Origin of the sequence: Amycolatopsis sp. NPDC049868 (assembly GCF_044461365.1) — a bacterium.
Classification (GTDB): domain Bacteria; phylum Actinomycetota; class Actinomycetes; order Mycobacteriales; family Pseudonocardiaceae; genus Amycolatopsis.
Genome location: NZ_JBITKV010000011.1, coordinates 194,016 through 207,463, shown reverse-complemented (window position 1 = coordinate 207,463; position 13,448 = coordinate 194,016). Strand labels below are relative to the sequence as shown.

The 13,448-nt window shown below is 64.2% G+C and carries 12 protein-coding genes; 8 read left to right on the top strand and 4 right to left on the bottom strand.

Features of this window, described 5'->3' with window-relative positions:
- Window positions 1–24 precede the first annotated feature (24 nt).
- Both ACIBTM_RS35295 and ACIBTM_RS35290 read right to left on the bottom strand, forming a co-directional pair.
- On the bottom strand, window positions 25–642 hold the full coding sequence (locus ACIBTM_RS35295) for a hypothetical protein (RefSeq protein ID WP_395881478.1): 618 nt from the start codon (window positions 640–642) through the stop codon (window positions 25–27).
- Between the two features lie 692 nt (window positions 643–1,334).
- A complete protein-coding gene (locus ACIBTM_RS35290) occupies window positions 1,335–1,925 on the bottom strand; it encodes a DinB family protein (protein WP_395881477.1) in 591 nt (196 codons plus the stop codon).
- 405 nt (window positions 1,926–2,330) lie between these two features.
- Here ACIBTM_RS35290 and ACIBTM_RS35285 point away from each other — a divergent pair, with 405 nt between their 5' ends.
- The 3 genes from ACIBTM_RS35285 to ACIBTM_RS35275 all read left to right on the top strand — a co-directional run bounded on the left by ACIBTM_RS35285 (window position 2,331) and on the right by ACIBTM_RS35275 (window position 5,805).
- A complete protein-coding gene (locus ACIBTM_RS35285; protein ID WP_395881476.1) occupies window positions 2,331–2,522 on the top strand; it encodes a hypothetical protein in 192 nt (63 codons plus the stop codon).
- A 733-nt stretch (window positions 2,523–3,255) separates the two neighbouring features.
- A complete protein-coding gene (locus ACIBTM_RS35280) occupies window positions 3,256–5,178 on the top strand; it encodes an AAA family ATPase (RefSeq protein WP_395881475.1) in 1,923 nt (640 codons plus the stop codon).
- A gap of 78 nt (window positions 5,179–5,256) precedes the next feature.
- Window positions 5,257–5,805 (top strand): hypothetical protein, encoded by a 549-nt coding sequence (locus ACIBTM_RS35275; protein WP_395881474.1) that lies wholly within the window; start codon window positions 5,257–5,259, stop codon window positions 5,803–5,805.
- Here the strand turns inward: ACIBTM_RS35275 and ACIBTM_RS35270 are convergent.
- Window positions 5,786–6,727 (bottom strand): hypothetical protein, encoded by a 942-nt coding sequence (locus ACIBTM_RS35270; RefSeq protein WP_395881473.1) that lies wholly within the window; start codon window positions 6,725–6,727, stop codon window positions 5,786–5,788. The genes ACIBTM_RS35275 and ACIBTM_RS35270 overlap by 20 nt on opposite strands.
- Before the next feature lie 1,234 nt (window positions 6,728–7,961).
- Here ACIBTM_RS35270 and ACIBTM_RS35265 point away from each other — a divergent pair.
- Complete coding sequence (locus tag ACIBTM_RS35265; RefSeq protein ID WP_395881472.1) at window positions 7,962–8,126, top strand: hypothetical protein; 165 nt, start codon at window positions 7,962–7,964, stop codon at window positions 8,124–8,126.
- Window positions 8,123–8,878 carry a hypothetical protein gene (locus tag ACIBTM_RS35260; protein ID WP_395881471.1) on the top strand — a complete coding sequence of 252 codons (756 nt, stop codon included), beginning with the start codon at window positions 8,123–8,125 and terminating at the stop codon, window positions 8,876–8,878. The genes ACIBTM_RS35265 and ACIBTM_RS35260 overlap by 4 nt, the downstream gene beginning before the upstream one ends.
- Before the next feature lie 251 nt (window positions 8,879–9,129).
- Here the strand turns inward: ACIBTM_RS35260 and ACIBTM_RS35255 are convergent, their stop codons facing one another.
- On the bottom strand, window positions 9,130–9,345 hold the full coding sequence (locus tag ACIBTM_RS35255) for a hypothetical protein (protein ID WP_395881470.1): 216 nt from the start codon (window positions 9,343–9,345) through the stop codon (window positions 9,130–9,132).
- 347 nt (window positions 9,346–9,692) lie between these two features.
- Here ACIBTM_RS35255 and ACIBTM_RS35250 point away from each other — a divergent pair, with 347 nt between their 5' ends.
- From ACIBTM_RS35250 to ACIBTM_RS35240, 3 genes are read left to right on the top strand one after another with little or no spacing between them, the layout of a single operon-like run.
- On the top strand, window positions 9,693–10,793 hold the full coding sequence (locus ACIBTM_RS35250) for an ABC-three component system protein (protein WP_395881469.1): 1,101 nt from the start codon (window positions 9,693–9,695) through the stop codon (window positions 10,791–10,793).
- Window positions 10,790–11,278, top strand: coding sequence for an ABC-three component system middle component 2 (locus ACIBTM_RS35245; RefSeq protein WP_395881468.1), 489 nt, complete (start codon window positions 10,790–10,792; stop codon window positions 11,276–11,278). The genes ACIBTM_RS35250 and ACIBTM_RS35245 overlap by 4 nt, the downstream gene beginning before the upstream one ends.
- Window positions 11,266–13,161, top strand: coding sequence for an AAA family ATPase (locus tag ACIBTM_RS35240; RefSeq protein WP_395881467.1), 1,896 nt, complete (start codon window positions 11,266–11,268; stop codon window positions 13,159–13,161). The genes ACIBTM_RS35245 and ACIBTM_RS35240 overlap by 13 nt, the downstream gene beginning before the upstream one ends.
- Window positions 13,162–13,448: the final 287 nt, after the last annotated feature.

Genomic DNA, 13,448 nt, shown 5'->3' with positions numbered 1-13,448 from the left:
AAACCCCAGTACCGACAGGCCCGGTCACAACAACCGCCACCAGGCGTCGCACGACGTCTCCTTGACGACCACCGCTACATGCCGGTAGCCGGCGGGGCCGACCCTGCAATAGCCCTCGTCCACCACGTGTTTCACCGCGTCCGACACCACCAGCGCCAGGCACGCGTCGCCGGCCTCACCGAGGACGCGCTTCACCTCGGGCGCGTCCACCAGACGTGCCGCGTGCACCAACGGGGTCCCCGACCACTCACCGCCCACCCGATCGACATACCCGACGTGCACTGCGGTCCGCAGGTCGATCCGGAACGCGTCACTAGCCGCCTCGTTGTGCTCCCGCAGCGCCTTCGCGACCGCCTCGATGAAGGTGTCGAGGACGTCGACCAACGTGACCGCCTCAGGCATCACCACCTGAAGACCGTCACCACGGTCGGCCGACTCGAAGACCTCCTGTGACACACCCAGTGCCATCGCCCCCGCCTGGACACACTCCTCCAATGCCGGGCGCATACGCCGTTGCCCCTGATTGTTGCGCGAACTCGACCTCTGCACGTCCGTGGTCACCACAACCCGGTACGCCGCCAGCAGATCGGCACGCCCACCCCGTTCGGACGCAACCTCCGGGCCGGGCATCGAGGTGTTCATGTGGGTCACGTTGCCATTGCCGGCTACTACCGGACCGTGAGCGTTCCCACCGATCTTGACGCTCACATCGTGCGATGGCTGCCGCTGCATCATGACTCCTCGCGCCGAAACGCACCCGGTCCGATCACCGTCGGAAATCGTTCGCTCGCGGGCGCCCGATAACACGCAGTTGTACCGATCAACGGAGTCGCGGTCTGCGTCATTTGACGCACGAGTCACTCGTTCAGCCGCTCTGCCCACTCGATTGGTCGAAGACCGATACAGCGCCAACCGCCGCAAATGCCAGGCGAGCGGCGGGGTGGCATGAGCGGCTCGCTGGTCATCCCGTTGCGGCGGCTGCCGGTCACCCTTGCGCCGGTGACCTGCGAGCCGATCAGCTCCTTCATCAACCGGCTAGCGACGGTGTACTACAACAGGCCGCACTACGACCGCTGTCGTGAGGCGCAAACGGATTTTCGGACACACGTGGACCGCACATGCCGATGAGCCGAGGTCCGCATCCTCGAACGTCGTCATTGCATTCGCACGACACTCAGCGGCAAGTGGGTCAGATGTGCTGGTTGGGTGGCGCTCAGTCTCAACCGCCCCCCCGGATGATGACTAACGTGGTCAGTCTGTGACAACCACCGTGATGCGGCTCAGCGCTTCAGTTGGCCAGTTGATCGCGGTACTTGGCCACAATGGCGCTGCGGTTAGCCCTGTCCGGCTTCCTGTGCCACGTGCTCCAGCCGGTTCCGATAGCGCTCCCTCCATGCCTGATCGCCCGGCCCCATGTTGTCGTTGTCCTTCCCCAGCCCGGCGGCCCCGTCGATGAGTTCCCGGACGATGTCGGCGTGTCCGGCGTGCCGATGAGTCTCGGCGATCATGTGCACCATGATGCGGTGCAGCGTTACCCTGCGCCGGTCCGCCGGCCACCACGGCACTTGACCGATCGCGTCCAGCGCCAGCGCGTCGATCGTCGCGTCCGCGTGCGCCCACGCTCGGCTGTACAGCCCGACGATGTCCTTACGCGACTCCCCGGCAGTCGCCCACATGTCCGCATTCGGTTCGGCGTCGTCGGCGAGCCAGGGCAGCGGTTGGTCAGACGGCCGTGCGAAGACGTCGCCGAAGTACTCCAGCTCCATGCTGGCCACGTGTTTGACCAGCCCCAACAGATTGGTCCCAGTCGGCGTCAGCGGACGGCGAACGTCGTACTCCGACAGCCCGTCTAGCTTCCATAGCAAGGCTTCGCGGGCAGCCTGCAGGTAACGATGAAGATCCGACTTCGGTTCCGATCCGATCATGTCTGGCAGTCTCCCACCCGGCACCGACAGCCGGCCGAACACGCCGCCGAGTGCCAGACCGGCCAACAATCGCCCTCAACCGGCCAAATGAAGCGCTCAGTCACAGCGGGATCCCGTACTGACCACCCGCGACGACAACTACAGCTGACACACGACAAGAACGGCTGACAGTCACAACCACACACGCTCTGCCGTGGGGGGGAAGCCAGCGACAAACACTCGAACATACGCACGAACACTGTCGACGATCCTGACCGCCGAACACGCTCCCGTCAAGCCGAGTGGCTGACATAACACCAGGTAGTGAACCCGACACCACCCCGACCAGTGAACCATGCGCGGCGACTGACATGGTTGACTCGACTTGGTAACACGCTAGGCCGTAAGAGTGAATTGGGAGGCACGGTGGACGAACCCGACCTGACCGGCGCGACCGTGTATGAAGCCGCCGACAAGCCCTCCCTCGGCGGTGGCCGCTGGTACGTCCTGCCCGACGACACCACCTACTACCAGCCCTTCGACGGCACACTCCGCCCCGCCCTTGTCACGGCGTCCACCCTGCGCGATAGGTCAACCTGGACCGAAGTCACAAGCTAGCACCGCACACGAGACCGTCCCGACCGCTGGGCTGCTAGCTCGGCGGTCGAGGGTTTCGCTCTCCTTTCCGAACCTGCCGCACTTGTTTGCGCGCCTTCAGCAAGGAACGTCGGCTTTCGCTAGCAGTCCGCACCTCGTCCTGTTACATGCAGGGATCGCGATACGACATACACGGAACGACGACGAGAGGAGGGTGACGGGTGCAGTCTGATCGAGTCGTCCAGCCGTACTGGGCGTCCCGGACGGTGATGCTCGGCGTCACCGATGCCTCGGAGAGGCTGTCCTACCCCGCCCTTATTCTCGCTATCGCCACGAGGGGCTTGCCGAGGAGGTCTGGTCTGGGTGCCTGCAGGAGATGACGAAGCCACGTTCGCCGATGACGAGAATTGGAGCAGTACACTGCCCGCCGCCTAGCGCTGAAGCCGGACTGAGCTGACGGGCCAGCCCAGAGACACGCCAAAGGTGTCGCAAGTGGACGAAGGTTTCGGCAGCCGCAGGCAAGCTCGTCACGCAGCGATCACAAGGAATGCACCACGTGGTCGTTGCTATGGCGAGGCTGGCCAACTCGGCCGTTCAAGCTGTCTGTGCCAAGCGCAGTCCCGCGTTTGCGCTTCCTGGTCGTCCACGTGGGACATTCACTTATTCGACGGTCAGTGCGTTCCTATTCCCCCGACGAATTGTCGGAGGCTCGAAGTACGCTAACGAGTAGCGATAATTTGCGGGAAGGTGAGTAATGAAGCTGACGTCGTTCCGGGTCCGCCGGTACAAGAACGTGTTGGATTCGACGGACGTGTCAGTGGAGTCGGACGTGACCACGTTGGTCGGTATGAACGAGTCAGGCAAGTCGACAATGCTGGACGCTCTCTACCGGTTGAACCCGGTGTACGACGACGCGTTCGTCGAACGGGACGACTACCCGCGCTGGAGATGGAAGCGCGACGGCAGAAAGGAAGACCTCTCGGCCGTCACGCCGATCCAGGCGACGTTCCGTTTGGACAAAGCGGACGTCCAGGCACTCCACGACGCACTGGGCGACGGCGTCGTCACGCAGGACACCGTAACCATCGGACGGCGCTACAACGGCAAAGTCTGGATCCGCGTACCGGTCGACGAGTCCCGATTCCTGAAGAACGTTCTCTCGGGTCATCCAGACGCCGACGCGCTCCTTGAGGCGCATGCCACCATCGCATCGCTCAAGGAGGCCCTTGCGGCCAGCCCCCCTCCTCCGTCAGCCGTCGTCGACGCGGCGGATGCGGTTGGGGAGGGCCCGGACGAGTACGCCGCTGTCGACGCCGAGGCGCTGGGCGCGATCAAGTCGCTGATCGGGGACGAGGAGGACCTGGGTGCGATCGCCAGGAAGGTCGTGCGGTCGAGGATGCCGAAGTTCTTCCGCTTCGCGTCGTACCAGAATCTCGAGGGCCGCGTGGACGTCAGCGCTCTGCGGACCCAGGAGAACGAGCAGCCCGGTGCCTCGCCGAAGCAGACGGCTCGCGCGCTGCTCCGGCTGGCCGACACAGACATCGACTCTGTGACCGACGCGGAGTTCGAGTCGCGGACCGCGGAGCTTGAGGCCGTGTCCAGCGACCTCTCTCGCGAGATGGCCGAGTACTGGAGCACGAACCCCGAGCTGCGGATCAGGGTGGAGATCGAACCGGAGACCGTTCCAGCTCCGAACGGCCAGATGATCGTTGTGCGCTATCTCAACTTCCGAGTCGAGGACCGTAAGCACGACTTCACCAACAACTTCTCACTTCGATCGTCGGGCTACCAGTGGTTCTTCTCGTTCCTCGCTGCCTTCAGTGAGTTCGAGGACCGCGACGACGTGGTGATCTTGCTCGACGAGCCAGCGCTGACGCTCCACGCGAAGGCGCAGCGCGACTTCCTGCGTTTCATCAACAAGCGCCTCGCCCCGGTCGGTCAGGTCATCTACACGACACATTCGCCGTTCATGGTCGAGCAGATCGAGCGCGTGCGCGTCGTGGAGGACCGCGGCGGCGACATCGGCTCCGTGACCTCGTCGGATGCTCTCGAGGTCGGTGAGGACAGTGCGTTCCCTCTCCAGGCCGCGCTCGGCTACGACCTGTCGCAGAACCTCTTCATCGGGGAGCGGAATTTACTCGTCGAGGGGCCGTCGGACTTGGCGTACCTCGACGTGATCGGTCGCCACCTCCAGGACCAAGGGCGCGAGGGACTCGACGAGCGCTGGCGGATCCTCCCAGCCGGGGGAGCTTCGAACGTGCCCGCCTTCGTCTCCCTGCTCGGGAAGAAGGTGTCCGTGACTGTGCTGCTCGATTCCGGCACGGAGGGCGGCGGGAAGGTCGAGGCTGCCATCAAGGCGAACAAGATCGCCAGCAAGCGGGTCGTTTTCGTCGGGACGGTCCTCGATCAAAAGCACAGCGACATCGAGGACCTGTTCACCGCTGGTGACTACCTCGGGCTGTACAACGAGGCGTTCAGCACTTCCCACAAAGTTGGAGACCTACCCGAGCATCCGGACCGGCTTGTTCTTCGGCTGGAGACGCTGGACGACAAGTTCGACCACTGGCGTCCTGCGGAGGTACTGCTCCGCAGCCCGTCCAAGGTCGAGAAGCTCTCACCGACCACGCTGAGCAATTTCGAGAAGCTGGCCAGGGCGATCAATGCCACACACGAATGAGACAGACCTAACTCTACAAACTACCTGCCGCAGCGGCATCTCAACCAGCGGACGGCGCCCGAGACAGCGACGGCGATCGTGGCCTCGATCCCGCCCGAGTTGTCGGCACGGGCCCCGGTCGAAATCATGTGGCACGGCGGTGAGCTCCTGGAAGTCGGCCTGACGCGCTTGACGCGGCTGCCTGCGGCGTCTGAGGTGGACGGTCGCGCTGCCGGCGGCATGCATGGCTTCCAGTTTCTGCGCCGCTGCGGCCAAGGTGGCCTGGATCGCGGCAACCTCGCCCAGCCAGCGCACGCGGGCGACGACGAAGCCACCTTCGCCGACGACGAGAAACTGATCAATGCCCCGCGTGCCGCCTGGCACTGGAGTCAGGCGGTCGAGTTGGAGGAACAACTGGACCGCAAGCTCGACGCCCCCTTCTTGAGACCACGAGCTCGGCCTGATCGCTCGACAGCGGAATGCATGATCTGGTCCAAACGATTCGGCTCTTCCGACTTCGTCCCGGCGCGCCACACGGGCCAGGCCACTGGCGTCGAGCACGTCCTTGGTCGTCGGCTTCTGGCGATTCCTCTGCACGGTGAGCAGGATCTTCCCTTCAGGGCCGGGGTCAGCTGTAGAAGGCGTTGAGTCGCTCGGCGAGATTACGGGCGTCGGCGTTGTTCCGGCGGCGCTCGGCTTCGACCTGAAGTGGCCGAGTCCGGTCCTTTGCCGATTCTGCTGGGTTCGGGTGCAGGAACTCGACGGCGGTGCCGCGGCTGTGGGCGCGCGGGAACGCCGCCTCGATGTGGTCGTCGATCAGCTTTCGCAGTGTGCCTTCGGAGGCGTTCGGATGCAGGCTCTTCAGCATGGCCATGCAGAAGTCGATGACGGCGTGTTTTTCGACGCTGACTTCGTAGTGCTGCTGCCGCAGGTTCGTGGACTCGATGAACTGCTGGCGAAGACGTTCGTCATCTGCAGTCTTCAGGGCACGGAGGAAGTCGTTCTCCGCTTGTAGCCGCCGCCAGTCCCGGATCTGGTTATCGAGTACCACCTCGACACCCGCCAGGCGCTTGGACGTTTCCTCGAGTTCTTCGGTCAGCCGGAAAACCTCGTCGCGAAGGTCCCCGTGAAACCGTGGCGGGGGCTCGTCCGGCGCGGGCTCCGTTCGGTGGGCGCCCTCGACGCGCTCATCGTCTCGTCCCATGCTCTTGCGGATGGTCGTCGCGGATACCGTGGGAAGCGTGTTCCAGCTGGGTCGGCGGATTTCTCCCCGATACTCCCCGCCGGGGTGGTCTCGGCGGGCGGCGTCACAGTAGAGACCGGCGGCAATGGCCAAGACCTCATCCCGCAGTGCGGCCGGGACGCCGATGGCGACGAGGTCGACGATGCGTTCCCAGCGTGGTCGCCGCATCGCGGCGCGGCCGAGCCATTTACTCGCCGAGCTCTGCAGATCGGCGACCGTCTTCGCGAACGCCCAGTGTCCGTGCCGGTGGCCGAAGGTCTCGACGATCCGTTCGTACAGGCCGGTGAGGCACCCGTCGTCGTCGACCAGGACCACGATGAGGAACAAGATCAGCCGACGATCCTCGAGACTCAGCGTCGTTCTGGTGAAGTGATCGGTCGACGCGAGACCGCTCAGTACGGACCTGCCTCTGCGCCGCGCCGTTCCCACGCGCGATCGGCGCGCGGACAAGCACGCAACCTTTCCGGTTGCCACATTCCCTCCCTCGATGCGCCCTTTCCGCGCACACACAACGATCGCTGGGTACTCCCCCTGCCAACTGCCCCTCAGTAGTTGCCGCGCGCCCCGACCGCGATAAGGAGGAACAACTCCCTACTCTCCGTACCAAATCCGTTATCGTCCTGAGATGTTCAGAACGACCGTCCCAGGTTATCGATTTTTACTTCGCTTCCCAGGTCTATCCCCTATTCGTGTATTCGATCTTTAGCACCTCGCCATGATTCGTCGCACACCGCACCGCGGCGTCCGTGCCGAGAGGTGGCGCCGACCACACTGACCGGGGTCAACCTACCGGGCCTGCGTCGACACTCTGCGTGAGGGCTGGCGGCCGGAGCGACGAAGCGCGGCCTCCGCCCGCCGGAGTGGCGGGACGAGGCGGTCGACGCGTGCCCAGGCCTGGAAGGCCCGACATCAGCGGGAAAATGACCAGCGAGAGGGATGTCGAGCCCCAGGCGATCTCTTGCACCAGAGATCGCCCAGGTACCCGACTTACTCGGATCCTCACCCACGCCAGAGGGCCGGACCGAGAAACCAGGACAACATCACGCGGCGTCCGGCGAGTAAACCCGGGGCCGGACAGCGCGCTGTCCCAGTGGTCGTTTTGCAGGACAACCATACTCCACGACGACAGTTCCGAACAGAGGCCAGACAAACGGCTCTACACGGCCCGCGACACCTTATTCACCCCTGAAACCGGCCATGGCCAGCAGTTTTGCCACCAGCCATGATCACGTCGAGTGAAGAAGGCGAGAAATTCCGTCCACCAAGTCGAGAAATACTCTTCACTCGGCTCGGGCAGGCCGTCATTGTCCGGACAGGACCCGGACGCCGAAACAGCCCTCCTGACTTGTGAAATCCGGACAGTCTCGTGTTCGATCGAAAGCCACATTGAGCAATCGGCGCACTGGAACCCCGGGTGTTGCACCACACCCCCAGTGCCCGAGCGCCGTCAACGCCAGGTGAAAAGGATTCATAACCGATGTCGCCGAGTTCTGTGCTGTCCTCATTCGCGGGTCACCCGCGGCGCACTTGCGGCACCGCCGCTCTACCTCAGCTCACAGCCGTGATCACGACGATGAGCTTCACCGTCGTCCTGCTCGAGTACGGCCTGGACCCCGTGGCCGCCGTGGGGCTCAGCCTCGGCGTCCTCACCGGTGCGCTGCGCGTAACCAGAGCCGACCTCGCTTCCCGCCCCTCGACCGAGGTAGCCCCCGCCGTCCGCTCGTGACACACACGCCCGATCCCGTCGCGGCGATCCGTCGGCTGCATCACCAGATCCGGGGCTTCTCGGTCCACAGCGACCTGTGGCGAATCCAGCGCGAACTGCCGGATGTGCCCCACGATGTCCTCTCGACTGCGTGGGACCCCGACTCGCCGGTGCTGCTCGAGAAGCGGATCTACGTGGGCATCGTCCGCGGCTGCCACGGCACGCAGCAGCAGCTCGACCAGGTCCTCAACCTCTACGAGGCGGTCAAGACCGCCCTCGATGGCACAGGTCAGCCCGCCGGGGCCGCAACCGAACCGCTCAGCACACCGCAGTTCGACAAGATCACGAGCCGGGCTGACTTCACCGCCGTCTTGAGCCAACTGCGCCAGAAAGCCGGGCTGTCACTACGAGAGACCCATCAAGCTACCAAGGAGTTCGACCCCAGCCACCCCACCCCGCGCAGCACCCTGTCCGACTGGCTGCGCCACGGAGTCCTGCCTCAGCAAAGACCGGAACTGCGAGTGCTGCTTCAGGTATTCCTCTGCCGCATCGTGGCGCCCACCGACGTCGAACAGCACCTCGAGGACCTGATGCGGGCCTGGGACCTCGTCCGACGTGCGGACCGGGGCCAGATCATCAAGCCCGCCATCCAGCTCAACCAAGCCGAACTGCTGGCCAAGCTCACCCGCCGGCACCGCGAGGCTTACGAGTGCGGCGACATCAACCATCACGGCCTCGCGGAGGCGATCCGGATCGTCGAAGACCTCGGCTGAAGTTCCGAGGTCGCGCCCTTCAGGAAGCAGCTCTTTGCGAGGAAGCGGCGGAGGTTCATACCCGACGAGGTTGCCGACACCGGTGATAGCCATCCCGCAGCACGGCTCCGGCTTTAGGTCACCATCACTTCGTCCATCGCGACTCGGCGGGGACCACCTTCGCGTCGACCTGATGCGTGGCAGGGATGCGGGCTCGCCGGCCCGGCCGGTCCGACCACCTTCAACGCCAACCCAATCGCGCTCGCCGCCGTCTACGAAACCCTCGAAACGATCGCGACCGAGTTCGACACCGTCGTCGGCGGCACACTCGGCGCGATACCCGGCCGCGGCAGCTTCAACCGGATCGGCTCGCTCCTGCAGTACTCCGGCCCCTCCCGCAACCGGCCACCGTCCGGACTGGCCAGCATCGGGCTCACCCACCCCGGAACGCCGCCCTCCGGCTGGCTGTGCACCGCCTTCCGTGCCATCGCGAGCTCCCGTCGCCCCGCGCACGGTGTCCACGTGCGCGCCGTTCGTAGTTCGACGGTAACCCGCTTGGCCTAAGGATGCTTAGTATGCGCAGGTCAAGCCCCTAGGACAGGTGGTCTTCGAGGTACCACGCAGGTTCACCGGCGCCCCGAGTCTGCTCGGGATTGTCTCCATGACCAAGACGACCTAACAGTCAGGAATCTGGCACGACAGTGTCGGATTTCGAAGGGCGTCAGCGCCATGGCTACGAGTTCCGTTGACTTTGCTTGCAAGCTCTCTGTCACATGTGCGGCCGTTGGAACGACACTATGATCGACAACCAACTGGGGCGGAGGGCAAGCACAGCGTGACCACGGGTGAGCAGCAGGTCGACCGGCGCATCGCCGTCAGCGCCATGCCCAAGCCCGCCGACTCGACTCTGTCGGTGGCCTTGGATGGGCCTCCCGTCCCACCTATGGCGCGCATCATGTCGTATTCGCCTGACGACTGGGAAGAGTTCATCCGGGAGTGGGCCACTGCCCTGAAGGAGGACTACTTCCAGATCAAGCGCCTCGGCGGAGCGGGTGACAAGGGCGCGGACATCGCCGCGTTCAAGACCCACGAGCAGTTCGAGGGGCCGTGGGATTGCTTCCAGGCCAAGCACTACGACAAGCCGCTTAGCTTCGGTGACGCCGCGAAGGAGATCCTCAAGGTCTTCGTGTCCACTTTGGAGGGGGCCTACACCCTTCCCCGCAGCTACCAGTTCCTGGCGCCGAGGGGGCTGTCCACTCAGCTCAACATGCTGGTCAGCAAGCCGACTGCCCTGCGCGCGAAGTTCTTGGACCGGATCGTCGACGGCGACGCTCTGGTGAAGGGGCTGGACGAAGACGTAATCGAAGCCGTACGGGCACTGGCGGCAGGCACCGCCTTCAGCATGTTCAGGTCGGTGGAGGTGCAGGAGGCGCTGACCACTCACTCCCAGACCAGATGGCATGCCTCCCGGTTCGGCACGTCACTTCCCGAACGCGCTAGCAGCGAGAGCCCGCCGGAGGACTATTCGCCGGACGAGACGCGCTACCTACAGCAGCTTCTGGCGGTGTATGCCGAACGCCACCCAGGCACGATCACCACATTGGACTCCGTGGCCGCCGTTCCGAAGATGGCCAAGAATCTGCAGCGGCAACGGGTGCGGTTCTTCAAGGCCGAGTCGCTCAAGGCTTACTCCGCCGGAGCGGTGCCGCCGGGCACCTTCGAGAAGCTTCAAGAGGACATCCACGCAGGGGTGGTCGACGTCGTCGATGCTGACCACCCGGACGGCTTCGCGAAGCTGAACCAGGTGATGACGCACGTGGGCAGCCTGGACCTCAGCCGTCACAAGCTCATCAACGTGACCGAGATCCAAGACCGCCAGGGCGTCTGCCACCAACTGGCCAACGATGACCGCCTGACCTGGGTGGACGAGTCATGAGAAGCCCCCTCAACGGCCCGCTCGAATACGGGCTCCGCGTTCTAGTGATGCTGACCGAGGCTTATCCGCAGCAGCTGGACATCAATCACCTGGTCCTGCTCGACCACACCGTGCTCCATACCGCCGAGATCGGAGGGCCACCCTCCATCCATCCTGACCATCCCCTGCACGCCGGTGAGCTCGGCGTCCGGCGGGCCCACGTCGAAGAAGGGCTACGAGTCATGCTGCGCGCCGGGCTCATCGACATGCAGGCGCCGAGCACTGGCATCCGATACCAAGCCGGCGAGGAGGCATACAGCTTCGTCAGCGGACTCGCCTCCAGCTACATCGCCGAATTGCGCAACCGCTCCCGGTGGGTGTTCGAGCGGTTCGCGACAATGTCCGACGAGCAGATCAGACAGCAGACTATGGTGATCTTCCGCAGACGCCCCGCTGACACAGGCACCACCAGCAGCGAGAGGCAGGCAGCGCCATGGAACGGCTGAGGCTACTGCACCTGACCTTCATAGGCCCGTCGGTCGACCCCGCCACCGTGGAATTCGGCCCCAAGCTCACCCTCGTCCGCGGACCGTCAGACACGGGGAAGTCCCACATCGCCGACTCCCTCGACTTCATGCTGGGCGGCTCGAAACTCGAGGAACTGCCCGAACACGACGGCTACGACCAAGTGCTGCTCGGCGTGCAGCTGCCCGACGGGGCCCCGGTGACACTGGCCCGGAGTCCACACGGTGGCGGTTTCAGCCTCTTCCAGGGCGATCACCGCGCCTACCCGTTGCCCGTCGACCGCAAGCCGTTATCGGCGAAACACAACGCCAAGAGCACCGAGAACCTCTCGCGCTATCTCCTGGGCAAGCTCGGCCTCGACGGAAAGGTCATTCGCAAAGACGGGACCGGGAAAACTGTCTCGTTCTCCGTACGAGCCCTGGCTCCCCTGTTCCTCGTGAACGAAACCAAGATCCAGGCCAAGACCTCACCGATCTCGACGGGGCAGGTCACAGACGAGACCAAAGAAATCTCTGCCTTTCGTCTGCTGTTGCAGGGCGAGGACGACTCCGCGATCACGCCAGGCGAATCGGAGAAAGACCAGCGCAGGTCCAAGGCGGCCAAGAGCGAAGTCATCGATACGCTGATATCCGAGCTACGCCAACAACTCCACAGCGACGAGACATTTCAACAGATCAACGAACAACTCCAGCGCCTACAAGGAACGATTGCCAGATCGACAGCGAGCATCGAGCAGGCCGCCGAAGCGAGGCAGCAGTGGGGGCAAACCCTGTCCAACAACGAGCGGCTTGCCACCGCCGCACGGCGAAGCCTCGCCGAACTGGAAACCCTCGACGAGCGCTTCGCACTGCTGCACAAGCAGTACACCTCTGACCTAGACCGCCTGGACGCCGTCGCCGAAGCCGGGACACTGCTCGGCTACTTCAGTCCAGGACGTTGCGTGTTCTGCGGCGCAGACCCTGAACACCAGCACCTCAACGAGGACTGCGCCGACGACACAACAGCGCTCGCCGAATCCGTGCGAGAAGAACAGCGCAAGACGACCGCGCTCCGCAGTGATCTGGTTGAAGCCATCGCCGGCTTACGCGAAGAACGCGACGAGAAGGTGCGAAGGCTCCAGGCATTCACCGATCAAGCAGCCCAGGCACGGACAGAGATCGCGCGGCTGGACAACCTGCTCAATCCCCAGGAAACCGAGCTCAGCGACCTGCTCGCCAAAGCATCTCAACTGGAACGCGACGCCGACGCCATCAACCGCATTCAACGCCTCGAAAGACTCCGCACCGAGATCCAGGAGGCGCCGAAGCCAGACAAAATGGAACGAACGGCGGGCCTGCAACGCACCACGGTCGCCAACCTCTCCCGCATGATCGCAGCCCGGCTAAGGGCCTGGGGCTACCAGGAAGCCGAAACCACCAGCTACAACTTCGACAAACAAGACATCATATCCGGCAACCAGCTGCGCTCCGCCCACGGCAAAGGCGTCCGGGCCATCCTGCACGCCGCCTTCACCATCTCACTCGCCCAGTACTGCTTCGACAACGACCTCCCCCACCCCGGCTTCGTCATACTCGACTCCCCCCTCGTCGTCTACCGGCCACCGGACCCGAACGACGAACCCGACAACAGCGGCGACATCCTCGACACCACCAGCCTCTCAGCCCGGTTCTTCGCCGATATCCAGACGAACTTCTCCGGCCAAATCATCATCCTGGAGAACCAGAACCCGCCAAACCACCTGGAGTCCGGGACACGGGACATCTCCTTCACCAAAAACGCAGACCACGGGCGCTACGGCTTGTTCCCCCATAATCGGACCAGCACCGTCACCTCAGAAGACACAAGCGGCGACACAGCCCTGTAAAGCACATTCACGCCAGCAGGATCCGCGCCGCGCCGAGCATGGCGGCCGCCCGCTACCCGCGGGCGGCCGAATCTGCCGCATTCGATTCAAGCCAACGGATCACCGACGCACTGGCGTGGATGACCATGATCAACCTGTGGACAGCCGCTCGGTGGCGGTGGACGATCCGCGCCATTCCGATCGGACCAACACGTCAAGATTCGGGAGCGCTCCGCCCCAACGCGCAAGGCTCTCCGTCGGTCGGTGTAGTTGTCGAGCAGCTCCAGCTGACGGTGCAAATCACAGGT

What these genes read in the sequence shown, in the direction of transcription:
- ACIBTM_RS35295 (WP_395881478.1), bottom strand. Translation starts at nt 642, where the DNA reads ATGAACACCTCGATGCCCGGCCCGGAGGTTGCGTCCGAACGGGGTGGG.
- ACIBTM_RS35290 (WP_395881477.1), bottom strand. Translation starts at nt 1,925, where the DNA reads ATGATCGGATCGGAACCGAAGTCGGATCTTCATCGTTACCTGCAGGCT.
- ACIBTM_RS35280 (WP_395881475.1), top strand. Translation starts at nt 3,256, where the DNA reads ATGAAGCTGACGTCGTTCCGGGTCCGCCGGTACAAGAACGTGTTGGAT.
- ACIBTM_RS35255 (WP_395881470.1), bottom strand. Translation starts at nt 9,345, where the DNA reads ATGGCACGGAAGGCGGTGCACAGCCAGCCGGAGGGCGGCGTTCCGGGG.
- ACIBTM_RS35245 (WP_395881468.1), top strand. Translation starts at nt 10,790, where the DNA reads ATGAGAAGCCCCCTCAACGGCCCGCTCGAATACGGGCTCCGCGTTCTA.
- ACIBTM_RS35240 (WP_395881467.1), top strand. Translation starts at nt 11,266, where the DNA reads ATGGAACGGCTGAGGCTACTGCACCTGACCTTCATAGGCCCGTCGGTC.